Below are 22,958 nucleotides of genomic sequence, written 5' to 3'. Positions count from 1 at the left end.
CTCCTTTGTATAGATGGTTTTTCGTCAATTCCATTATACCAAACGGGACAGGTTTATGCCTTTTTTATTGGCTGAAATATTGAATTTTCAAGGTTCAACACACCGTATTGGTGTGGGAAGTTTTAGTTAGTAATAGATGATGATATATCTTTGCTTCAGCTTATAAAAAATGCTTTGGAATACGACCATAGCATAACGACTTATACTGGATTGTCCAGCGTATCTATTCGAGAAATAAATAAACACGATTTATTGATACTTGATGTTATGATGCCAGAATTAGATGGATTTACTTTTTTGAAAGAAAAAAGGCGTGAAATCGACATACCTGTGTTATTTTTAACTGCCAAAAGTTTTGAGCAGGATTTAATAGAAGGTTTTTCCATAGGTGCAGATGACTATATTGTGAAGCCTTTTTCTGTTAAAGAGCTTCGATATCGAATAATGGCTCATATACGTAGAGAAAACAGAACAAAAAGTAATATGATTCATATTGGAAATATCTTTTGTGATTTTACAGTTAGAAAAATCTATGTAAATGAAGCAGAAATAAATATGACTTCAACAGAATATGAAATATGTTCTTTACTAATGCGTAATCCTAATCGTGTATTTACAAAAGATGAAATATACGAAAAACTTTTTGGATTTGACGGCATGGGGGACGCAGAAACGACAATAAGAGAAAGAATAAAAGAAATCAGAAAAAAATTTAAGATTTATGAAGAAGAACCGATAAAAACAGTTTGGGGAGTTGGGTATCAATGGGAAAAAAATCAATAATGCGAATGTTATTAACGCTTAGTATTTCTCAAATTTGTTATATGTTCATAGTAGTAATGATGTTTGGTCTAGGAGTTTTTTTTCTAGGAGAAACAGAAATTATCATTTCACCAAATGCAATATCTCAAAATGTTGAAATCATAAAAGAGGAAGCTCTTGATAACACACTTGAAGAAATGGACATACCTGCATATATTGAATATGCTAAACTTTCAGATAGTGGTAATTATATAAATGGTTCTATACAAGATGAAGAACTAATACAAGAAGTATGCGAAAAAGGAAAAATCAATCAATTGCGCTTTATGAATGGAACAACTTACGAACTTATTGGTAATTCATCTGAAAAGTGGGTTCTGGGATATAAGAGTGCTACCTCACAGTTTTCGAATGATTTTCTGAGAAGTGTTTTCCCAAGTGCCGATTTAACAATCATTAGTTGTTTTCTCATTGCAGTAATTACAGGATTTTTAGTTATTTTAAAAGTGTATAGAAATCGGTTAAGCAAAGAATTAAATAAGATAACGAATATACAAAACACAATTTTATCTGATGATAGAGAAATTTCTGAATTATCCAGTCCATTAAAAGAAGTAAATGATATTCTCATTATTTTGAGTGAAATGGAAAAGACAGTAAAAGAAAGTACAAAAAAACAGTTGAAACAAGCACAACTTTTAGAAAATAGTATTCAATCACTTACGCATGATATACAAACACCTGCTACTGTCGTATCTGGCAATTTAGAATTGCTAGAAGAAACAAATATGGATGTAAACCAAAAAGAATATGTTAAATATGCTCAAGACGGAATTTCTAAAATATCTGAATATGTGGAAGAATTAAAAACTCTTTCAAAATTGGAACAACCTAAAACAGAATATGTTCATTTTAATGAAAAATATGTAGATAATTTGATTTTACTTGCAAATCAAATAGCCCGTTTAAAAAACGTAACCGTTTCTGTAATACAAAAAGATTGGACAGATGATTTATTGATAGAGCCAAAAGATATTCAAAAGGCTTTTCAAAATATCATTTCAAATGCTGTTGGATTTTCTGAAAAATCTTCTCAAATAAAATTAAAGTTTATCAATAATAAATCGGAGTATATTGTAAGTGTAATTGATAATGGAAAAGGTTTTAGTAAGGAGAGTTTGGAAAAAGCAACTCAAAAATTTTATTCAGAAAATAAGGCGAGAAGTGGTTCTCATTATGGATTAGGACTTTCAATAGTCGAAAAAATAATGAATGAACATAGTGGATTTCTTCAAATTGAAAATTTAGAAGTTGATAATATAATTGTTGGAGCAAAAGTTTCTCTTATTTTTAAGCTTAAATAGAATGTTCATGGAAAAATTAAGTTAATTTGCTACCTGCGGAGCAGATCAGCAAACAAAAGCTAGTAGAACACTACTTAAAAGAAAAATGGGGAAAGCAAGAAGCTAGTTACTTCTTGTTCTCCCTGCTATTCAAGATACCGTCAATCGTACCTTGAATGATTTTTAATTCGTTATCACTCAATAAATCAAGAGAGGTTTCTATTTGACGACGAGCTGTACTTTTTGCTACTTTCTCCGTTGGATAGAAATATTCATCAACTGATATATTGAACATGGTAACTAAATCATGGAATAATTGAAAACTTGGGTGTGAACCAACATTTTCAATATCTGCGATATGACGTTCTCCATAGAATACCTTATCGCCTAAATCATTACGAGAAAGTCCCGCTTTCTCACGGGCTTCTCTGATTGCCAGCCCTAGCGGTCTGAAATCAAAAGTATGTGTTTCTTTTGTTTTTCTCATTTTAAATCACCTAACATGAGTTTATACTTCATGCTGTATATTTAGAATGTGTTAAAATTGCATATATCATGCAGTAATAATTCAAAAGCTGTTATCGTGTGCGGTAAATAAAAAAAACCGTTCCTAGATAATATACTTTTGTGCGTCTTGAAAAATAACGGGACGGTTTTGGATATAACCAGAACTGTCCTTTTTTTCTTAGGGATAAATACGGTATAGCTCTGGTTAAAGGGGGCTATACCATGATTGCATACGGAAGAACGTTCTGCCGTTCTCAACTGGATAAATATTTCAGTCCACTATTACAATCATTATACCTTTTATATGAGTTAAAAATTCATATCAATAGAATTTATAAAACAGTCCGTTTGTGTAATTATACATTATCGGGCTGTTTTTGTTTTTTTAAAAAATTTTTTTGAAAATCTTGGTAGCTTGCCACCTCTTTGGGTAGTTAGGGTGCGGAAAGGGGGAAATAAACAAAAGTTTATTTCAATCCAGCACGGAAAGGAGGTGAGCAAATGAAAACATCTTCTTTCAAACAAGCCATTGAAGCACAGTTTGATTGCCTTTCAAAAAAAGTAATTAAACGCGCAGTAAAGAAAGGCTACCGTGATATGAAAAGGCGTGAAAAACACGAATGTTTATTTTCGGATATTCCAGATTATGAACAATCACGTTTTGGAGAATTGGATAAATACGAAAGTGATTATACTGTATTCAATATCTTAGGCATTGAAGTCTGGGTTGAGGACGACCAGTTAAGCGAAGCCCTTAAAACATTGACAGAGAAGAAACGCAACATTATTTTGTTGTCCTACTTTATGGATATGTCGGATAGTGAAATCAGCGAATTTATTAAAATTCCCCGTTCTAACGTCCAGTATCACAGAACAAAAACACTTGAAGCAATGAGAAAAATTATGGAGGAACGCAAATGAAGAAATACGAACATCTGCCTTTTGAGATTATTTTATCAGCAACAGAGAGCGACCCAGAAGCGATTGAAACCGTTATGAAATTTTATGACGGTTACATTTCAAAACTGTGCCTGCGTAAATTGTATGATGAATACGGTAATGTTTGCATGGTTGTGGACGCCGATTTAAAAAACAGAGTTCAGACAGCATTACTTGATATGCTGATGAATTTTGAAATTGTAGTGATGTAGTACATACAAGTGAAGTCTGGCACGTCCCCCCTTTCCTGCCACTTCACTTGTCACTTTATTAAAATCAAAATCTGAAAGTTGATTTTAATAGGCTGAATAGCCGATAGCTCTTTGACAACTGAATAAAGCAGACAGATACGTTTGTGAGATAGCGAGCCACGGGGACTGTACGCCACGACCTTTTCAAAAGAAAGCGAGCGACCCACGCAGTGATCCGAGAGCGACTGTTGGAAAAGTCGTTTTGCCACGACCTATCCTCACAGAATAATGATACGTCCGCATGGTGCGGTTCTGCCCACAAGAATGGGAATAGTTGAGATACTAACGGAGCTTTCCAAAGCCGTCTGTCTGCTTATGTAACTTATAAATAGACACACAGTAAAGGGGGTGTTACATTATGTTAAATACTGATGTGTTAAATGATGTGATGTTCCAGCGAGGTAAGGTGTTGGAATATGAATAAAACGAAGATAAGAGCAACGGAACAGCCGATTGCTGTTGATATAGAGGGACTGTCTGCTATGTTATCTTGTGGTCGTGCTACTGCAAGAAAGATTGGTGAGCAGGCAGGAGCAAAAATTGTGATAGGTCGCAGGGTTCTTTATTCCATAGAAAAAGTCAAGAAATACTTGTTATATTTGGAAGAATAGAGCGATTTTCTATTTATGTTCTCTGGCGTGTGTAGTATAATAAGAAAGGACAAAGCACGCTGTGAGAACAAGAAAAGAGGCTTTTTCAGAAAGGAATGGTTCTCATGGCAATTAGTAGAAAAGACCCAAAAGGAAGAAAATTAAGAGAGGGCGAAAACTGGCGTAATGATGGAAGATACAGCTATCGTTATACAGATGTAAGAACAGGCAAGAGATTGACAGTCTATGCACAAGATTTACCAGAGCTTCGGGAAAAAGAGAAGCAGATTGCAAAGGATATGGAAGATAATATATTGACAGACGGAGCAATCAAAAAAATGACGCTTAACACGTTGTTTGAGCGTTATATGGCAACTCGTGAGCTGGCTGATACTACAAGAGTTAGTTATGTTCGTGCTTGGGAAAACAGAGTAAAAGACGAGATTGGAAATATTAAAGTTGTTCAGCTTTTACCCTCACATATTAAAGCGTATTATGCGAAGCTTTCCAAAGCTGGATATGCTTATTCTACAATCAAGTATATTCATAACCTGCTTTATCCTGCATTAGAAATGGCTGTTGATGATGATATTATCCGAAAGAACCCTGCAAAAAGTTCCATTAGCGATTATGGAAAACCAGCAGAGGAAAAAGAAGCCTTAACAGTTTCTCAACAAGAAAAGTTTATGGAGTTTGTAAAACAGAGCAATGTCTATAACACATATTATCCTATGTTTACCATAATGATTGGTACGGGGTTAAGGTGTGGGGAGCTTATTGGTCTTACATGGAAAGATATAAACATCAAGGCAAAAACGGTTAATGTAGACCACCAGCTCATTTATAAGAATTTAGGCGACGGTTGCAAGTTCCATATCTCAACACCAAAAACGGAGTCGGGTATTCGTATTATACCTATGACACAAGAAGTTGCAAAAGCCTTTGAGGAACAAAGGAAAATCAATTTCATGCTTGCAAAGGATAAGAGCATTGAGGTGGACGGGTATTCGGGGTTTGTCTTTACAGCGAAATCGGGCAGACCGCTTATGCCGAATGGCGTAAATAGTGTTTTATATAACATTGTAGACGCATATAACAAAACCGAAGTAGAGAGAGCAAAAAAAGAGCATAGGAAAGCAGAACTGTTACCAAAGTTTTCAGCTCATGTAATGCGTCACACAGCTTGTACCAGAATGGCAGAGTGCCGTATGGACGTAAAAGTTCTTCAATATATTATGGGACACGCTCATATAGATGTAACAATGGAAGTGTACAATCATATTGGAGAGCTGACAAGGATTGAAAATGAGATTGCAAGACTAGATAGTATGGTGTTAAATGCTTGACACCACAAAAAGAAAAATTGGTGTCAAATTGGTGTCAAAACAGAAAAAATCACAATTTCAAAAGAAATAAGATACTGCAAACCATTGATTTTAAAGGGTTTGCAAAAAAATAACAAAAATATTAGCACTCAACTATTGACAGTGCTAATAAAAAATGCTATTGTTATATCGTCGATAGAACAGACAAACAGAAACTGGAAATAGATTAAGAGAATTATTCGTAAGGAGGAAGAAAGGTATGAATATTAACAAATTCACACAAAATTCTATGCTTGCGGTACAGGGATGCGAGAAGATCGCAGATGATTACGGAAATCAGGAGATCGAGCAGGAGCATCTGCTTTATTCCCTGCTGACACAGGATGGGAGCCTGATTCTGAAGCTGATGGAAAAGCTCGGGATTCAGAAAGAACTGCTGATTGAGCGTGTAGAGCAGTCGCTCAGGAAGCGTCCGAAGGTACAGGGCGGACAGCTCTATATCGGTCAGAATCTGAACAAGGTGCTGATCCATGCGGAGGATGAGGCAAAGCAGATGGGGGACGAATATGTTTCAGTAGAGCATATTTTCCTGGCACTTCTGAAGTACGCAAACCGTGAGGTAAAAGAGATTTTTAAAGAGTTCAGCATCAATCGGGAGAATTTCCTGCGGGTGCTTTCCGAAGTCAGAGGAAACCAGAGAGTAACAAGTGACAATCCGGAAGCGACCTATGATACGCTGAACAAATACGGGTATGATCTGGTGGAACGAGCCAGAGAGCAGAAACTGGATCCGGTCATCGGACGTGACGCCGAGATCCGGAATGTAGTCCGGATTCTTTCCCGTAAAACGAAGAATAACCCGGTGCTCATCGGTGAGCCGGGTGTCGGAAAGACCGCAGTTGTCGAAGGACTGGCACAGCGGATCGTCCGGGGCGATGTTCCGGAAGGACTGAAAAATAAGCAGCTGTTTGCACTGGATATGGGTGCGCTGGTAGCAGGAGCAAAATACAGAGGTGAATTTGAGGAACGTTTAAAAGCGGTTCTCGAGGAAGTCAAAAACAGCGACGGAGAGATCATTCTCTTCATCGATGAGCTGCACACGATCGTGGGAGCAGGAAAGACGGAAGGCTCCATGGATGCCGGCAATATGTTAAAGCCGATGCTGGCAAGAGGCGAGCTTCACTGTATCGGAGCCACCACGCTGGATGAATATCGGGAGTACATTGAAAAAGACGCTGCTCTGGAGCGGCGGTTCCAGCCGGTAATGGTAGATGAGCCGACAGTGGAGGATGCCATTTCCATTCTTCGTGGACTGAAAGAGCGGTATGAAGTCTTCCATGGTGTAAAGATTACAGACAGTGCCCTGGTAGCGGCGGCAACCTTGTCAAACCGTTACATCTCCGACCGTTTCCTGCCGGACAAGGCGATCGACCTGGTGGATGAGGCATGTGCATTGATCAAGACGGAGCTGGATTCCATGCCGACCGAGCTTGACGAGCTTAGAAGAAGGACGATGCAGCTGGAGATCGAGGAAGCAGCTCTTAAGAAAGAAGACGACCGGTTAAGTCAGGAGCGTCTTGTAAAACTGCAGCAGGAGCTGGCGGAAAACAGAGAAGAATTTGCCAAACAGAAAGCCCAGTGGGATAATGAAAAATCATCTCTGGAGCGGGTACACCGTCTCCGTGAAGAGATTGAAAGTGTCAACCAGGAGATTCAGAAAGCACAGAGCAGCTACGATCTGGAGAAGGCGGCAGAGCTTCAGTACGGCCGTCTCCCGCAGCTGAAAAAACAGCTGGAGGAAGAAGAAGCAAAGGTCAAAGATGAAGACATGTCTCTGGTACACGAAAGTGTGACAGAAGAAGAAATTGCGAAGATTGTTTCCAGATGGACCGGAATTCCGGTAGCCAAGTTAAATGAAAGTGAGCGGAGCAAGACTCTTCACCTGGATGAGCAGCTTCATAAACGGGTGATCGGACAGGACGAAGGTGTTACCAAAGTGACAGAAGCTATCATCCGTTCCAAAGCGGGTATCAAAGACCCGACAAAGCCGATCGGATCCTTCCTGTTCCTTGGACCTACCGGAGTCGGAAAGACGGAGCTTGCCAAGGCACTGGCGGAAAGCCTGTTTGACGATGAAAAGAACATGGTTCGTATTGATATGAGTGAGTATATGGAGAAATATTCCGTGTCCCGACTGATCGGAGCACCTCCGGGATATGTCGGATATGACGAAGGCGGACAGCTCACAGAGGCAGTCCGGAGAAAACCGTATTCGGTTGTCCTATTTGATGAGGTGGAAAAGGCACATCCGGATGTATTCAACGTCCTCCTGCAGGTACTGGATGACGGGCGGATCACGGACTCTCAGGGACGGACGGTAGACTTTAAGAATACCATCCTGATCATGACATCCAATATCGGTTCTGTCCACCTGCTGGAAGGAATCGATGAGAACGGAAACATCCGCCCGGAAAATGAAGAGCTTGTTATGAACGAACTGAAAGCGCATTTCCGTCCGGAATTTCTGAACCGTCTGGATGAGATCATCATGTTCCGTCCGCTGACGAAAGAAAACATTACCGGAATTGTTGATCTGCTTGTCAAAGATGTCAATAAACGTCTAGCAGACCGGGATCTGCACATTGAACTGACAAAGGATGCCAAGAAGCACATTGTCGAGGGCGGCTACGATCCGATGTACGGCGCAAGACCGCTGAAACGGTATCTGCAGAAATATGTGGAAACCCTTGCAGCCAAGCTGATCCTGGAAGGAAATGTCGGATCCGGCGATACGATCATTATCGATGAAAAGGACGGAGAACTGATTGCCAGCACCGGCGGACGGGTGCCGATGGAATATCAGGAAACAGAATAATAAAAGAAACCGGGTAGTACTCATAGAGCACTGCCCTGTTTTTTTGCTTTTTTATAGAAAATATCTATTAGAGCAGAAGACATATTTATGATACTTTAAAATAGATACTTAGAAAGCGAGTACGGGAAACGATGATACAGGATTACATGTGCAGACCGGAAGCATCGGATCAGGGGATTACCGGTCTGATCCGGGAATACGATCTTCCGGTTCCGGAAATATATAAAAAGAGAGAACAGATGATCAAAGCTGCAGTGCTGGAAAGAGAGAAACGGAAGAAACCATTCTGTACGTTGCCTTTTGACCATACGCTGGAGGCAGAGAATATGGGCGGGAACATCCGTTATGGAAATGAGAAAGCAGGACCGAGGGCGGCTGCCCCGGTCTGCAGTTCTTTGGAGGAACTTTCTTTTCTCTCCCGGATGGATCCGGAAAGCGGTAGAATGGCAGAAACACTGGCGGCGTGCCGAATGCTCAGAGAGCAGGGAGAGGAAGTGGTATTTCAGATGTCCGGACCTTACACGATCTGGAATACGCTGATTGAACTGAAACAGGTCTTTAAGGCCGTCAGAAAAACACCGGAACAGGTGGAAGCGCTGTTTCAGAAGCTGGAGGAGGATCTGCTCGGCCTGCTTCTGGAAGTGAAGAAAAACGGTGTACGGATGGTCAGTTACGCAGATTCCGCAGGAGGGCTTTCTATTCTTGGCCCCCGTATGTTAGAATGGACAACAGACGTGTTTACGGCACCATTTCTGCGAAAAGCAGAGCACATCCTTGGACAGGAGATGGTGATGATTCTTTGTCCGAAGACAGCCTGTGCGCTGGAAGACACTGGATCTGCGGTGAGAGAGGAGATTGCCCTGCCGGAAGAGATGACGTATCAGAAAGCCTGCATCTATGCAGCAGGGAAAGCCCGGTTTCCGGCTCAGATGTGTATCAATGGCGGCGGGAGCGTGCTGAAAAACAAAACATTACAGGTGATCAGGCTTTGCCGGAATGAAATAGAGGAGTAATAGCGAAGACGCCGGGAGGCGAAAAGGAGGAACAACATGAGTTCAAAGGAAGAATTATTAAAACGGATGTCCGACGGCGTGGTGGACATGGAAGAAGATGATGTGGCTGAGGCCGCGCAGGAATTTATCGATGCGGGATACCCGGCACTGGAAGGAATCATGGACGGGCTGATTGACGGCATGAACCGGACAAGCGTTCTGTTTGAAGAGGAAGAGTATTTCGTGACCGATGTTCTGCTCTGCTCGGACGCCATGTACGCAGGATTAAACGTATTAAAACCGCATCTCCCGGAGGAAGACCCGGAGAGCAAAAAGAAAGCGGTGATCGGTGTTGTAGAAGGAGATACCCACGATATTGGAAAAAATCTGGTTAAGATTATGATGGAGACGGCCGGTTTTGAGATGGTGGATCTTGGAAGAGACGTGCCGCTCCAGAAGTTTGTGGATACAGCAAAGGAGACCCGCGCGGATCTGGTCTGCCTGTCCACGCTGATGACAACGACCATGAGCGGAATGAAGACAGTTATTGATCTGCTCAAAGAGGCCGGTATCCGGGATGAGGTCAAAGTAATGATCGGAGGGGGACCGGTATCCAAGAACTTCGCGGATAAAATCGGTGCCGACGGCTATTCGCAGAATGCAGTGGAGGCAGTGCGCCTTGCGAAAAGTCTGCTCAACATCGCATAACAGAAAGAAGAGGGAAAAGAAATGCTGACACCAAAAGAACGACTGAAAACGGTACTTTCCGGAAAGAAGGCGGACCGTACGCCGTGTATCTGCCCGGGCGGTATGATGAATATGATTACCGAAGAGCTGATGAAAACGGTTCAGATCTATCTGCCGCAGGCGCATACAGATGCCAGGATGATGGCGGGTCTTGCAAAGGCGGTCTACGAACAGGGATGCTTTGAAAATTACGGCGTGCCGTTCTGTATGACGATTGAGGCGGAGGAGATGGGCGCCGGGGTGGATATGGGATCCAGTGCCTACGAGCCGCATGTGACAGAATACGTGATCGGGACAGTGAGTGACTGGGAAAAGCTCCCAAAACTCGATGTGACGAAAGGAAGGGCAAAGGTAGTTCTGGATGCTCTGGGGATTCTGAAAGAAGAGGGAGACGCTGTGCCGATCGTAGGAAATCTCACCGGTCCGGTCAGTACGGCAAGCTCGGTGATGGAGCCGGTCGTCTTTTATAAAGAACTTCGGAAAAAGAACGCGGACGCACATGCGTTTATGCAGTTTGTGACAGACCAGCTGATCCGGTTCGGGCAGGCACAGATTGAAGCGGGGGCGGACGTGATTGCCATTTCCGACCCAAGCGCAACCGGGGAAATTCTGGGGCCAAAATATTTTCGGGAATTTACAGTCCGGTACGTGAACCAGATTGTAGATGCTATGAAAGAGGCAGGAGCGCAGACAATTGTGCATATCTGCGGCCACATGAATCCGGTTTACAAGGAGGTAGACAAAATCCACAGTGATGCCCTGAGCTTTGATTCCGTTGTACCGATGAAAGAAGCAAGAGAAGAGCTGAAAGACCGGACACTGATGGGAAATGTCAGCACCTACACGCTGGAATTCGGGGATCCGGACAAGGTGGAGACACTGGCGAAAAACTGTGTCAAAAACGGATCTGACATCATTGCACCGGCATGCGGACTGGGAATGCACTCACCCCTTGTCAACATCCGCGCCATCCTCCAGGCGGTGAGAGAGGAGGAGAATCATGCCTGAAATCAGAGTAAAAGGAAGCGAAAAAGCCATTCTTTGTGAGAACGGAGCCAATCTGTTACAGACCCTCTTAAAGGAGGGCTTTTTTGTGGACAATCCATGCAACGGAAACGGAACATGTGGAAAGTGTAAAGTCAGAATCCTTTCCGGAGACGAGCCTGGCATCCGGCTTTCCTGCCTGGTAGAGGTGACGGAAGATCTGGAGGTGGAGCTTCTTGGAACAGAAAAGGAAGGAAAGGTGCTCACTTCCGGCTATGTTCCGGAATTTGAAAAGGAATTCCGGGAGGGATACGGAATTGCGGTGGATATCGGTACGACAACGGCGGCGTTGGATCTGGTGAGACTCTCCGATGGAGAAGTACTGGGCCAGGCGTCCATGCTGAATGCCCAGAAGCAGTTTGGCCAGGACGTGCTGACACGGATCACCTATGAGTACGACCACCCGGATACCGGGATTGCGGACCTTCAGCGGGCAGTCGTGGAGTCTTTGAATGAAGAGATCCGGCAGCTCTGCGAAAAAGCCGGTATCGAAAAAGAGGAGATCCGGGAGATAGATGTGGCGGCAAACTGTACGATGATGCACATGCTGCTTGGAGTAGATGCAAGATCCATCGGACGCGCGCCGTACCGGCCGGAATTTACAAAAGCACAGAAATTAAAGGCGGCCGGGATCGGCCTGTGGGCAGGGGAAGAGACCATGCTCTACTGCCTGCCGTCGGTTTCTGCCTATATCGGTGCGGATATCGTGGCAGGCGTGCGGGTCTGCGGCCTGCATGAGGAAACGGAGAAGGTGCTTTTTATCGATATCGGCACGAACGGAGAGATTGTCCTTGCAGGCGGAGGACATCTGCTCAGCTGTTCCTGCGCGGCGGGGCCTGCGCTGGAAGGAATGAATATCAGCTGCGGAATGAGGGCGGCGGACGGAGCGGTGGAGGATGTCCGGATCACCGAAGACGGAATCCGGCTTACTACAATCGGAGACGGAGAGCCGGAAGGACTTTGCGGAAGCGGAATCCTGGCAGCGGTCAAAGAGCTTCTCCGTACCGGACTTGTCAAAAAGACCGGAGTTTTTGTCAAAAAGGATGCTCTGGATCCGGAAGATTACCGCTATGATCTGATCCGTCTGAACGGTACCAAACGGGAGCTGATTCTTGATGACGAACGGGATCTGTTCATCACACAGGGGGATGTCCGGCAGGTACAGCTTGCAAAAGGAGCGATTCTCTCCGGATTTACCGCCCTTTTGAAAAAGGCGGGGATCGAGATGAAGGAACTGCAAAAAGTACTGATTGCCGGGCAGTTCGGAGCCCATCTTCCGGCAGAGTTCCTCACCGGTGTGGGAATCCTGCCAGAAGAGGTGGAGGACCGCCTTGTCTATGTGGGCAATTCTTCCAAGACCGGAGCCTACATGACACTGATGTCAGAGACGATGAAGCAGGAGATGGAAGCACTGGCGGAGAAAATCGAATATATGGAACTTGCCGAGACAGAAAATTACGAACGGATTTTTACGGAAAGCATGATCTTTCCGGGAAACTGACGGAGGTGAAAAGCAGATGAAAGCAGAACCGAATAGACGGGATCAGATGACACCCCATGAAAGAAGGCTTGCCATGGAGAAAGGGGAAAGGACAGACCGGATTCCGGTGATTCCTTTTATCGGAGAAATTTCCGGCCGCCTGACAAGGACATCGAGCCGGGAGTACTGGCACGATGCCGGGAAAATGGTGGAGGCGGAGATTGCGGCCTTTAACCGGCTGGGACACGACGAACTCAGCCTCGGCCCGAATACGTGCGGGATTCTGGAGGCCCTTGGAGGGAACGTTGTCTACCCGGAGGAGGGAATGCCTTACTTTGAAGGAAGATATCTGACAGACTACCGGATGCTGGATGGGATGGAGCCGGTACGACCGGAACAGTCGAAGCGTCTGCTGTTTTTCCGGGAGGCGCTGGAACGGATGAAAAAGGCGGCGGACGGAGTCGTGGATGTGGCCCCGAGTATCGGCGGCCCGTTTACGATTGCTGCCAATTTACGAGGCGTGGAATATTTTCTTCGTGATCTGAGAAAGGAGCCGGAACAGGTGAAGCGTCTGCTGCGCCTTGTGACCGATTCTATGAAGAACTGCGTGGATATGATCGCGCCTTATGCAGACGGTCTTCGGATGGCAGATCCGGTGGCATCCCCGGCGCTGATCTCTCCGAAATATTTCCGGGAGCTGGTTTATCCTTATCTTGTGGAGATCATGGAGTATGCCGACGGGAAAATCGGGCAAAAGCCGTCCCTTCACATCTGCGGAAATACGAGAAAAGTATGGGATTATTTCCGGGAGATGCCGATCCGTGCCATCAGTCTTGACAACATTATGGATCTGGAAGAAGCAAAACAGGAACTGGGCGGCCGGATGACGATTGTAGGAAATATCCCTCCGGTGGAATGTCTCCTGCATGGCTCGGAAGAGGAACTTCGCAAAGAAATCCGGGAAGAGGTACAAAAAGCAGCGGGAAGTCCGAAAGGATATATCAGTGCCAGCGGATGCGATGTGCCGTACCAGACTGATTTTGCCATGCTGGATAGCTGGATGGATGAAATCCGTAAGATTTCCGGCTTATAGAAAATGCCTATGTCCATATAGACATTATTGATTTGTGGAAATAACAAACTGCGTGATATCATAAACGATGATATATATTGTAACTTTTTATAAGATACAGGAGGAGAGAACATGAAAAAGAAATTAGTGAGTGTACTGCTTTGTACAGCCATGGTCACAGGACTTCTCGCAGGATGCGGAGGGGGATCCGATGATAAGGGCGGAAGCAGCGACGGAGGAAAAGAGACGATCACCATGTGGTGCCCTCCGCTTGATGACAACATGCTGGAAAACTGGGAGCCGCTTTTAGAAGACTTCAAAGAGGAAAATAACTGTGAAATCGATATCCAGATTCAGCCTTGGGAAAACTATGAAGAAAAATGGTCCACAGGCGCGGCATCAGGTGAACTGCCGGACATCGGATATATGTATGCGGAGATGTTCCCTACTTACATCGATTCCGGAGCCGTGGCGGACATGAGTGAATACATTACGGATGAAGACAGAGAAGAATATCTCTATCTGGATCATGGGTACATGATGGACGGACAGTACGGATTTCCGATTGTAACAGGAGTACCGTTTGTTCTTTACTATAACGAAGACATTCTGAATTCCCTTGGCGAACAGCCGCCGGAGACATGGGAAGACTTCGCGCGCATCTGTGAAAAAGCAACACAGGATACAGACGGTGACGGCAAGGTTGATCAGTACGGATACGCAGTCGGATTCAATAACGGAAGCATGAACATGCTTTATCTTCTGAACGCATATTTTTACAGCTTGTTGTGGCAGGCAGGAACAGATATCTACAACGATGACTATAAGACTGTGAAATTCAACGATGAAGCAGGTGTAGAGGCAGCGGAATTCTTCTACAGCCTGAAAGACTATATGCCGGAGAACATGATGTCTCTTGCGGCTGAGGATGCATTTTCTACAATCTTCGGACAGGGAAAAGCGGCGTTCGGAGTAACACGTTCTTCCGCAATTCAGGAGACACTGTTTGCAGAGTCCTATCCGGATCTGAACTGGAACTATGTTACATCCTTAAAGAATAAAGATTATGGTACATTCGGAGCAACAGACTGTCTGACTTTATCTTCACAGGCGGAAAATCCGGAACTTTGCATGAAGCTGATCAAGTACATCACAGGATCCGAGTTCATGACAGAGTACCACAAGATTGCTTCCGGCGCTCCGCTGACAAAGAGTGAGCAGTACCAGGGAGATCCGAAGATGGAACGAATTGTAACTGAAGACAGAGATAAATACCGTCCGCTTCAGGTAGGACCTTGCGGAAGCGATATTCTTCAGAACCTTGCAAGCGAGCTTCAGGGAATGATGGAAGGAAGCAAGAGCCCTCAGGAAGCAATGGACGATGCTGCCCAGTACGCGAATCAGGCTCTGGATGAATATTGGGCTGATAAAGAATAAACCGGCTTTGGCGGTTACAGAAAAGGAGCAGAGATGAAAAAAAGGAGAAAGTTTTTATCCACCATCGCGCCCTACGGGTACGTGATGCCGATCAGCCTGATTCTTCTGACCTTCGTGGTCGGATCTGTCGTGATCTCGCTGATCTTCAGTTTTACAAAATACAACCTGCTTCTGGATCCGGAGTTCATTCAGTTTGATAATTATAAAAGGATGCTGACAGATCCGAAGATGCATCTGGCTGTTATAAATACACTGAAAGTCATGGTACTGGTAGTTCCTCTGCAGGTAGTATTATCTGTACTGTTTTCCGTGCTGGTAGCATCCAGAAAGCATACTCTGATCGGTAAAATTGCCAAGGCGGCAATCTTTATTCCGGTGATTTCATCCAATGCGGTCGTCGGTACTGTATGGAAAACAATGTTGAATGCAAGAATTCCGGTACTTTCGGATCTGCTGGATCTTTTCGGTATCGATACCGCAATGCTTCTTGGAAGCAGTACCACTGCAATCGTTACAGTGTCCATGATCATGGTGTGGAAAAGCTTTGGATACTATATGGTACTGAATCTCGCGACACTTCTGTCCATACCGGACAGTTACTATGAGGCTGCAAAGGTGGATGGAGGCGGAACACTTCAGCGGTTCCGGTACATTACTCTTCCACTGATGAAACCGGCGATTATCATGGATGTATTTTTAAGCGTGGTCAGCTCACTGCAGAGCTTTGAACTGATTTATACAATGACCGGAGGCGGTCCGGCAAATTCCACTATGACGATGGTATTTTATGCGTACAATCTGACATTTAAAACCGGAAAGGCCGGATATGCCATGGCGGTATCCAATGTGCTGTTCCTGCTTGTTCTGGCAGTCATGGTGCTGCAAAAAGGATTCATGAAGCGGGAAGCTTCGGAAATATAGAGGGGAGGAAGAGCATGAAAGGAAAGAAAAAAATACCGGGATTTCTTGGTGATCTTCTTCTGCTTGCGACAGCGGTATTCTGTGTGCTTCCATTTATCTACATGATTCTGATGTCATTGAAAAGCACGGTGAATGCCTATGATTTCAGTTTCAGTTTGTCCGAAGCAACACTGGAACAGTATATTAAGATTTTTACCAAAAACAATTTTTTGCAGTATCTGACTAACAGTGTGATTGTGTCATTTGGGGGAGTTGCCCTGACACTGTTCTGCAGCTGTCTGGCTGGATATTCATTTGCAAAGCTGAAGTTTAGAGGAAATGACAAGATTTTCTTTTTTCTGATGATGACGATGGTTGTACCTTCGGAAGTGATTATTGTACCACTGTACCTGATTGTCCGTGGATTTGACTGGATTAATACATTCCGGGCACTGATCCTGCCGCTCCCGACGGCGTTTGGGGTTTTTATCATGAGGCAGGCAATCATCGGGGTTCCAAAAGAGCTGATTGAGTCAGCAAAACTGGACGGCGCCGGTGATATGAAGATTTTATGGAGAGTGATCCTTCCGCTTGTGAAGTCTTCCATGATGACACTTGCCATTTTCACTTTTGTAGGTGCATGGAATAACTTTATCTGGCCGCTGGTTGCAACAACGGAGGATTCCATGAGGACGCTGCCTCTTGCCATCAGCACGATGAAAACAGCCTATGATTCGGATGTAGGGCTGACTATGGCAGGTGCAGCAGTGACCTTCCTTCCGCCGTTTATCTTTTATCTGATTTTACAGTCGAAATTCGAAGAGGGAATCACCATCAGCGGAATGAAGGGATAACCGCCTGGGAAAAGAATAGAAAAGAAGCAGGATTTTGCTGGAATCCTGCTTCTTTTGCTGTTACCATAGAAGCAGAAGAGAAAGGCGGCGAAGAGGATGAGACGGATTATTTTTCATATTGATGTGAATTCCGCGTATTTAAGCTGGACGGCAATCGAATACTTAAAAAGAGGGGATGAGGAGGATATCCGCGATATTCCGTGCATCATCGGAGGCGACAGAAAGTCAAGGCACGGGGTTGTCCTCGCCAAGTCCATCCCTGCAAAGGCCTACGGCATCCGCACCGGGGAGCCGGTCGTGTCGGCCATCAAAAAATGTCCGACCCTTCGGATGGAGCCGCCGGATCACAAGATGTACGCAAGGTACAGCAGGAATCTGATGGATCTTCTGCGAAGCTACACGCCGGACATCGAGCAGCTCAGCATCGACGAATGTTTCCTCGATTTTACCGGCATCGCCCACCGGTTTGCCACACCGATTGACGCGGCTTTTGAGATCAAGAACCGGATCCGGGAGGAATTTGGGTTTACCGTGAATATCGGGATTTCCACCAACAAGCTGCTGGCAAAGATGGCCTCCGATTTTGAAAAGCCGGACCGGGTGCACACTCTGTTCCCGGAGGAGATCGAGGAGAAAATGTGGCCGCTTTCCGTTTCGGAGCTTTACATGGCGGGAAAAGCAAGCGTGGAAGTGCTGAAAAAGCTGGAAATCCGTACTATCGGGGAGCTGGCTCATGCGGATCCGGATTATCTGGAGATCCATCTGAAAAGCCACGGCAGGCTTCTGTGGGAATTTGCGAACGGACAGGGGGATGACGTTGTCCGGTCCGAAGGGGAAGAGGCAAAGGGGATCGGAAATTCCACCACCCTTTCCGAGGATGTCGAGACAGAAGAAGAGGCGAGAAAAGTACTTCTGATGCTTTCCGAAAGTGTCGGAGGGAGACTGCGGAAGGCAGGAAAGAAGGCCGGAAGCATCACTGTGGAAATCCGGTATGCCACCTTTCAGAATGTCTCCCATCAGATGCAGATTTCACCACCCACACAGTCGGATTCCATTCTCTATCAGAAAGCGTGCGTTCTTTTTCATGAGCTGTGGAACGGGATGCCCATCCGTCTGCTTGGAATCCGGACTGCAAAACTGGAAGAAGAGAGCGCTCCGCAGCAGATGAATCTTTTCGATTATCTGGAGACGATACGGGAAACACAGAAACAGCCAAAGAGGAAGGACGAAAAGCATCAGAAGCTGGATCAGGCCCTGGATCAGATCCGGAAGAAATTCGGTGACGATGCGGTGATGCGTGCCGCTTTTCTGAAAAAAGAGGAAAAGGACCCGAAAGAGCAGGGATAGCGTTTGACAGCGGTTTCCTGGAGGGTTATAATAAAACGACGTGAAACAGGAGAAAAGAGGAAAAAACTATGGAATTTGTGTCAAGAGAATTCATACCGGTTCTGCTTGGCGGTGACATCAACACGTACAGTGTGGCGCGCGCCTTCTATGAGCAGTATCAGGTAAAGACGTATATTTTTGGAAAATATCCGACCGGACCGAGCTACCAGAGCAGGATGATCGAGTACCGGGCCAATCCAAAGATTGATACGGATGACTATTTTCTGAAAACCGTACATGCCTTTGCACGGAAACATAAAGATAAAAAGATTGTACTGATCGGCTGCGGAGACAGCTATGTAGCGCTGATCAGTAAGCATAAAGCGGAGCTTGACGATAACATTATTGCCCCGTATATTGACTTTGACCTGATGAACAGCCTTCAGCAGAAAGAGACCTTCTATAAGCTTTGTGAGAAGCACGGGGTAGACTATCCTGGAACCTTTGTTTATAAGAACGGCATGTCTATGGATTTTACCATCGACTTCCCGTACCCGGTGATCTTAAAGCCGTCCGACAGTATCAAATACTGGGAGCATCCGTTTGACACCCAGAAGAAGGTTTACACGATCCGGTCCAGACAGGAGTTAAACAGCGTCATCAAAGAGATCTACGATGCGGGATACGATGATGACCTGATTATCCAGGATATGATTCCGGGAAATGACGAGTACATGCGTGTGCTGACTTCCTATTCCGACAAAAACGGAAAGGTGAAAATGATGTGTCTGGGACATGTACTGTTAGAGGAGCATACACCGCACGGACTTGGAAATCATGCGGTGATCATCACCGAGCCGAATCAGGAGCTGATGAAGCGGGTAAGAAATCTTCTTGAAGATCTGCACTATGTAGGATTTTCCAATTTCGATATCAAGTACGACAGACGGGACGGAAAGTACAAGTTTTTCGAGATCAACACAAGACAGGGACGGAGTAACTACTATGTGACCGGTTCCGGGTTCAATGTTGCAAAATATATTGTAGAAGAATATGTGTACGGAAAAGAACTGAAGTTTGAGACTGCAAAGGAAGAGCACCTCTGGATGGTTGTTCCGAAGGCGGTCGCATTCAAATATGTCAAAGATCCGGAGTCAAAAGCGAAGATGAAGAAACTGATCAAAGCAGGAAAGATGGTCAACCCGGTCTTCAAGAAGGGAGATCTTGGATGGCCGAGACTTTACCGGATGCTGCGGACACATTTCAGCCACTTTATCAAATTCAGGAAGTACTACAGCTAGAAGGCTGGAAATGACAGGAGGAGCCATGAAGAAAAAATTAGGGGTAATCGGCGGCATGGGACCGGAGGCAACCGCATATTTTTACGAGGAAGTGATCCGGCATACGAAAGCGGACTGTGACCAGGACCATCTGGACATGACCATCTTAAGCCATGCTTCCATGCCGGACCGGACGAAAGCGATCCAGACGGGAGAAAGCCGGAAGCTTCTGCAGGCGATGGCCGAAGATATCCGGATCATGGAAGCGGTCGGTGCGGCCAATCTTGCAATTCCATGCAACACCTCGCATTATTTTTATGACCAGATTCAGGAAATGACAGACATTCCGATCATCCACATGCCGAGGGAGACGATCCGTTACGCAAAAAGCCATTATGAAAATGTAAAGCGGATCGGAATCATGGGGACGGACGGAACGGTATCTGCCGGTATTTACCGGAAAGAGTGCGAAGCTTTGGGAATCGAGGAGATTGTGCCGTCGGAAAAAAGACAAAAAGACGTCATGTCTCTGATCTACGATGATGTCAAAGCCGGAAAAAAAGGAGATTATCAGAAGTTTGAGCGGGTGATGGAAGAGTTCATCAAAAAGGACTGCGATGTGGTGATTCTGGCATGTACCGAGATTTCGGTCTTTAAAAAAGATCACGTGCTGCCGGAGATCTGCCTGGATGCCATGGATGTGCTGATCCGGGAGTCCATCATGAGGTCCGGGGCCTGCTATCAATAAAGAAAAGGAGAAAATGTATGTCACAGAGGAAAAGCGATACCTTGAAAACATATGCGGATCTGATGGAGGAGTGCGGTCTTCTTGTAAAAGCAGAGTTCTTCGGACAGGAAGACAGTCATCCGGAGGTGCTGACCTATGACTCACGGGAAGTGACGAAAAATACGATATTCATCTGCAAAGGTGCTGCATTTAAGGAAGAGTATCTGACTTCCGCCGTGGAAAAGGGAGCCATTCTTTATATCAGTGAGAAAGAGTACGATACCGGGAAGGATATCCCGTATATTCTTGTAAAAGATATCCGTAAGGCGATGGCGGTACTGGCAGATGTCTTCTACGGTTCCGCATGGAAAGAGCTTATCGTGACCGGAATCGGCGGAACAAAAGGAAAATCCACTTCCGCATATTACATGAAATCGGTTGTAGATGATTATATGAAAGAGACCGGAAAGCCTGAGAGCGCCGTGATTTCCTCCATCGATATCTATGACGGTGTCAGCAGAGTGGAGTCCCACATCACAACACCGGAGGCGGTAGAGCTTCAGCGCCATTTCCGGAACGCGGTGGACAGCGGAATTACTTTTGCGGAGATGGAAGTATCCAGCCAGGCGCTCAAATACAACCGGGTGGACAGGATGCGCTTTGATGTTGGAATCTTTTTGAATATTTCAGAAGACCATATCAGTCCGATTGAGCATCCGGATTTTGAGGATTACTTTACATCCAAGATGAAAATGTTTGCCCAGACAGATCATGCGGTAGTCAACCTGGACGCGGACTTTTCAGACCGGATTCTGGAAGCTGCCAGGGCGGCAGGTGACCTGACCACGTTCAGCCAGAAGGACGAGGGGGCAGACTACTTTGCGTACAACATCCGGAAAGACGGACATGAGACGAAGTTTTCCGTACGTTCCAAAGACGGGGAGGAAGATTATGTCCTGACCATGCCGGGCCTGTTTAATGTGGAAAACGCGGTGGCGGTCATTGCGGCGGCAAAGATTCTTGGCATTCCGGATTCCTGCATTCATTCAGGACTGGAAAAAGCAAGGTCCAGCGGACGGATGGAGCTTTACGCAAGCAGGGACAAAAAGATCATTGCCATTGTCGATTATGCCCACAACAAGCTCAGCTTTGAAAAGCTGTTCTCCTCTACGAAGGAGGAATATCCGGACTACGCCATCAAGTCGGTGTTCGGATGCCCGGGAAAGAAAGCCTACATCCGGAGAAAGGATCTGGGAACTATCGCGGGACAGTATTCCGAAAAGGTGTATCTGGCGGCGGAAGATCCGGGATATGAGCCGGTGGAAGAGATTTCCGGCGATATCGCCCAGTATGTGAAAGCCCAGAACTGTCCGTATGTGATGATCGAAGACCGTGGGGAAGCCATCCGTACAGCGATCGAGGAGTCAGAGGACAAGACCGTGATCCTTGTGACAGGAAAGGGAAATGAGACACGTCAGAAGTACGGAAGTGAGTACATCGACTGCCCGTCCGACGTGGAATATGTGAAAAAATATCTGGAGATTTACGACCAGACTCATTAAAGAAAAATGCCGGGGATGTGCTTCCCCGGCATCATTTGTCAGAAGGCCTCTTTTCGTTCGGCGTTTGTGATAAAGTCAACCAGCTCGGAGACAAAGTCGGCGGTCCGATTATCGCGGTCAAACTCCTGGTTGAACTCGACGATATCATACGATACAATCGGCAGTTCTTTCATCAGAGTTCCCATCATTTCATAGACTTCTTCTTCCGTAAAGCCGCTTTTGACAGGAACAGACACTCCCGGCATCAGGGCCGGATCCATGGAGTCAATGTCAAAGCTCAGATGGAAGTAGTTCAGACGGGAGAGATACTGTACCGCCTCGGAGAGACACGAAGCCAGTCCCTTTTTGCAGATCTCCGGATAGGTATAGAAGCGGATCCCAAGATCCTTCATGATCGTAAGCTCCGGCGGATCAATATCACGAAGTCCAAGATATACAATGTTCTCAGGGCGGATCTTGGCACCCGGGTGTAAGAATCCGGTGAGTTTAGGATCGCCAAGTCCCAGAAGAGAAGCTACCGGCACACCGTGAATATTTCCGGTTACCGTCGTGGCATCCGTATTGATATCCGCATGGGCATCGATATAGATCAGTCCGATTTCCTCCTGAAAGTGATCCTTTACATAGACGCTGGCAGCCGAGGCAGAGCCCATCACCACACTGTGGTCACCGCCCAGAAACAAAGGCGTCTTTCCTGTCTCAAATACAGAATACATATACTGGGCGATGCTCTGACAAGTAGCAGCCACGGTATTCCGGTTTTTTAATACGCAGTCCGGATCTTCCTCCATGATGATTTCCGGAAGCTTTACAATTCTTAAATTTTCGTAACGATTTCTCAGATAATCCAGACTATATTTCAGTCCTGGTGCGCCAACCCCAAAGTGCATCGGACATCCAAAAATACTGAACATAGCAACCTCCAATGATATAGTTTTTGTGCCT

The 22,958-nt window shown here is 45.5% G+C and carries 21 protein-coding genes; 19 read left to right on the top strand and 2 right to left on the bottom strand.

Annotated features, from left to right (window positions below; all coding sequences use genetic code 11):
* Positions 1–132 precede the first annotated feature (132 nt).
* Positions 133–783 carry a response regulator transcription factor gene (locus Selli1_RS10405; RefSeq protein WP_281872946.1) on the top strand — a complete coding sequence of 217 codons (651 nt, stop codon included), beginning with the start codon at positions 133–135 and terminating at the stop codon, positions 781–783.
* Positions 765–2,126 carry a sensor histidine kinase gene (locus Selli1_RS10400; RefSeq protein ID WP_233509568.1) on the top strand — a complete coding sequence of 454 codons (1,362 nt, stop codon included), beginning with the start codon at positions 765–767 and terminating at the stop codon, positions 2,124–2,126. Before Selli1_RS10405 ends, Selli1_RS10400 begins: the two co-directional genes overlap by 19 nt.
* Positions 2,127–2,232: 106 nt before the next feature.
* On the opposite strand, the gene Selli1_RS10395 is transcribed toward Selli1_RS10400, so the two are convergent.
* Positions 2,233–2,592 carry a helix-turn-helix transcriptional regulator gene (locus Selli1_RS10395; protein ID WP_117441973.1) on the bottom strand — a complete coding sequence of 120 codons (360 nt, stop codon included), beginning with the start codon at positions 2,590–2,592 and terminating at the stop codon, positions 2,233–2,235.
* A 521-nt stretch (positions 2,593–3,113) separates the two neighbouring features.
* On the opposite strand from Selli1_RS10395, the gene Selli1_RS10390 reads away from it, so the two are divergent.
* From Selli1_RS10390 to Selli1_RS10310, 17 genes are all read left to right on the top strand, one after another.
* Entirely contained in the window at positions 3,114–3,533 is a 420-nt protein-coding gene (locus Selli1_RS10390; RefSeq protein WP_071143795.1) for an RNA polymerase sigma factor, read from the top strand.
* Positions 3,530–3,763: a helix-turn-helix domain-containing protein gene (locus Selli1_RS10385; protein ID WP_117536415.1), complete on the top strand. Its 234-nt coding sequence runs from the start codon at positions 3,530–3,532 to the stop codon at positions 3,761–3,763. The genes Selli1_RS10390 and Selli1_RS10385 overlap by 4 nt, the downstream gene beginning before the upstream one ends.
* A gap of 455 nt (positions 3,764–4,218) precedes the next feature.
* Entirely contained in the window at positions 4,219–4,413 is a 195-nt protein-coding gene (locus Selli1_RS10380) for a hypothetical protein (RefSeq protein WP_004614488.1), read from the top strand.
* Between the two features lie 104 nt (positions 4,414–4,517).
* Positions 4,518–5,738, top strand: a complete 1,221-nt coding sequence (locus tag Selli1_RS10375) for a tyrosine-type recombinase/integrase (RefSeq protein ID WP_009243513.1) — start codon at positions 4,518–4,520, stop codon at positions 5,736–5,738.
* A 238-nt stretch (positions 5,739–5,976) separates the two neighbouring features.
* Positions 5,977–8,592, top strand: a complete 2,616-nt coding sequence (clpB, locus tag Selli1_RS10370) for an ATP-dependent chaperone ClpB (RefSeq protein WP_191436128.1) — start codon at positions 5,977–5,979, stop codon at positions 8,590–8,592.
* A 131-nt stretch (positions 8,593–8,723) separates the two neighbouring features.
* Positions 8,724–9,605, top strand: coding sequence for a uroporphyrinogen decarboxylase family protein (locus Selli1_RS10365; protein WP_281872941.1), 882 nt, complete (start codon positions 8,724–8,726; stop codon positions 9,603–9,605).
* A gap of 36 nt (positions 9,606–9,641) precedes the next feature.
* Positions 9,642–10,292 carry a cobalamin B12-binding domain-containing protein gene (locus tag Selli1_RS10360; protein WP_087169274.1) on the top strand — a complete coding sequence of 217 codons (651 nt, stop codon included), beginning with the start codon at positions 9,642–9,644 and terminating at the stop codon, positions 10,290–10,292.
* A gap of 21 nt (positions 10,293–10,313) precedes the next feature.
* On the top strand, positions 10,314–11,339 hold the full coding sequence (locus Selli1_RS10355) for a methylcobamide:CoM methyltransferase MtbA (protein ID WP_281872940.1): 1,026 nt from the start codon (positions 10,314–10,316) through the stop codon (positions 11,337–11,339).
* A complete protein-coding gene (locus tag Selli1_RS10350; RefSeq protein WP_281872939.1) occupies positions 11,332–12,876 on the top strand; it encodes an ASKHA domain-containing protein in 1,545 nt (514 codons plus the stop codon). Before Selli1_RS10355 ends, Selli1_RS10350 begins: the two co-directional genes overlap by 8 nt.
* Before the next feature lie 16 nt (positions 12,877–12,892).
* Positions 12,893–13,948, top strand: coding sequence for a uroporphyrinogen decarboxylase family protein (locus Selli1_RS10345; protein ID WP_281872938.1), 1,056 nt, complete (start codon positions 12,893–12,895; stop codon positions 13,946–13,948).
* 111 nt (positions 13,949–14,059) lie between these two features.
* Complete coding sequence (locus Selli1_RS10340; protein WP_087169278.1) at positions 14,060–15,364, top strand: ABC transporter substrate-binding protein; 1,305 nt, start codon at positions 14,060–14,062, stop codon at positions 15,362–15,364.
* 33 nt (positions 15,365–15,397) lie between these two features.
* Complete coding sequence (locus Selli1_RS10335; RefSeq protein ID WP_087253972.1) at positions 15,398–16,285, top strand: carbohydrate ABC transporter permease; 888 nt, start codon at positions 15,398–15,400, stop codon at positions 16,283–16,285.
* Between the two features lie 14 nt (positions 16,286–16,299).
* A complete protein-coding gene (locus Selli1_RS10330) occupies positions 16,300–17,118 on the top strand; it encodes a carbohydrate ABC transporter permease (RefSeq protein WP_118636588.1) in 819 nt (272 codons plus the stop codon).
* 96 nt (positions 17,119–17,214) lie between these two features.
* Complete coding sequence (locus tag Selli1_RS10325) at positions 17,215–18,465, top strand: DNA polymerase Y family protein (protein WP_281872936.1); 1,251 nt, start codon at positions 17,215–17,217, stop codon at positions 18,463–18,465.
* A 68-nt stretch (positions 18,466–18,533) separates the two neighbouring features.
* The gene (locus Selli1_RS10320; RefSeq protein WP_087169282.1) at positions 18,534–19,745 is read left to right on the top strand and encodes a carboxylate--amine ligase; all 1,212 of its coding nucleotides are present in this window, start codon (positions 18,534–18,536) and stop codon (positions 19,743–19,745) included.
* Between the two features lie 25 nt (positions 19,746–19,770).
* Positions 19,771–20,472 carry a cysteate racemase gene (gene cuyB / locus Selli1_RS10315; RefSeq protein ID WP_087169283.1) on the top strand — a complete coding sequence of 234 codons (702 nt, stop codon included), beginning with the start codon at positions 19,771–19,773 and terminating at the stop codon, positions 20,470–20,472.
* Positions 20,473–20,489: 17 nt separating this feature from the next.
* On the top strand, positions 20,490–22,013 hold the full coding sequence (locus Selli1_RS10310) for a Mur ligase family protein (protein ID WP_281872935.1): 1,524 nt from the start codon (positions 20,490–20,492) through the stop codon (positions 22,011–22,013).
* 38 nt (positions 22,014–22,051) lie between these two features.
* Here Selli1_RS10310 and Selli1_RS10305 read toward each other — a convergent pair whose 3' ends face one another.
* Complete coding sequence (locus Selli1_RS10305) at positions 22,052–22,927, bottom strand: arginase (protein ID WP_087169285.1); 876 nt, start codon at positions 22,925–22,927, stop codon at positions 22,052–22,054.
* Positions 22,928–22,958: the final 31 nt, after the last annotated feature.

This window comes from Sellimonas catena (genome assembly GCF_027924685.1).
Lineage (GTDB): Bacteria > Bacillota > Clostridia > Lachnospirales > Lachnospiraceae > Sellimonas > Sellimonas catena.
Note: the sequence above shows the minus strand (reverse complement) of the source record. Positions and strands in the feature narration are given on the sequence as shown.

Coding starts and splice junctions, on each gene's coding strand:
- Selli1_RS10400 (WP_233509568.1), top strand. CDS start 765: ATGGGAAAAAAATCAATAATGCGAATGTTATTAACGCTTAGTATTTCT.
- Selli1_RS10395 (WP_117441973.1), bottom strand. CDS start 2,592: ATGAGAAAAACAAAAGAAACACATACTTTTGATTTCAGACCGCTAGGG.
- Selli1_RS10390 (WP_071143795.1), top strand. CDS start 3,114: ATGAAAACATCTTCTTTCAAACAAGCCATTGAAGCACAGTTTGATTGC.
- Selli1_RS10385 (WP_117536415.1), top strand. CDS start 3,530: ATGAAGAAATACGAACATCTGCCTTTTGAGATTATTTTATCAGCAACA.
- Selli1_RS10380 (WP_004614488.1), top strand. CDS start 4,219: ATGAATAAAACGAAGATAAGAGCAACGGAACAGCCGATTGCTGTTGAT.
- Selli1_RS10375 (WP_009243513.1), top strand. CDS start 4,518: ATGGCAATTAGTAGAAAAGACCCAAAAGGAAGAAAATTAAGAGAGGGC.
- clpB (WP_191436128.1), top strand. CDS start 5,977: ATGAATATTAACAAATTCACACAAAATTCTATGCTTGCGGTACAGGGA.
- Selli1_RS10365 (WP_281872941.1), top strand. CDS start 8,724: ATGATACAGGATTACATGTGCAGACCGGAAGCATCGGATCAGGGGATT.
- Selli1_RS10360 (WP_087169274.1), top strand. CDS start 9,642: ATGAGTTCAAAGGAAGAATTATTAAAACGGATGTCCGACGGCGTGGTG.
- Selli1_RS10355 (WP_281872940.1), top strand. CDS start 10,314: ATGCTGACACCAAAAGAACGACTGAAAACGGTACTTTCCGGAAAGAAG.
- Selli1_RS10350 (WP_281872939.1), top strand. CDS start 11,332: ATGCCTGAAATCAGAGTAAAAGGAAGCGAAAAAGCCATTCTTTGTGAG.
- Selli1_RS10345 (WP_281872938.1), top strand. CDS start 12,893: ATGAAAGCAGAACCGAATAGACGGGATCAGATGACACCCCATGAAAGA.
- Selli1_RS10340 (WP_087169278.1), top strand. CDS start 14,060: ATGAAAAAGAAATTAGTGAGTGTACTGCTTTGTACAGCCATGGTCACA.
- Selli1_RS10335 (WP_087253972.1), top strand. CDS start 15,398: ATGAAAAAAAGGAGAAAGTTTTTATCCACCATCGCGCCCTACGGGTAC.
- Selli1_RS10330 (WP_118636588.1), top strand. CDS start 16,300: ATGAAAGGAAAGAAAAAAATACCGGGATTTCTTGGTGATCTTCTTCTG.
- Selli1_RS10325 (WP_281872936.1), top strand. CDS start 17,215: ATGAGACGGATTATTTTTCATATTGATGTGAATTCCGCGTATTTAAGC.
- Selli1_RS10320 (WP_087169282.1), top strand. CDS start 18,534: ATGGAATTTGTGTCAAGAGAATTCATACCGGTTCTGCTTGGCGGTGAC.
- cuyB (WP_087169283.1), top strand. CDS start 19,771: ATGAAGAAAAAATTAGGGGTAATCGGCGGCATGGGACCGGAGGCAACC.
- Selli1_RS10310 (WP_281872935.1), top strand. CDS start 20,490: ATGTCACAGAGGAAAAGCGATACCTTGAAAACATATGCGGATCTGATG.
- Selli1_RS10305 (WP_087169285.1), bottom strand. CDS start 22,927: ATGTTCAGTATTTTTGGATGTCCGATGCACTTTGGGGTTGGCGCACCA.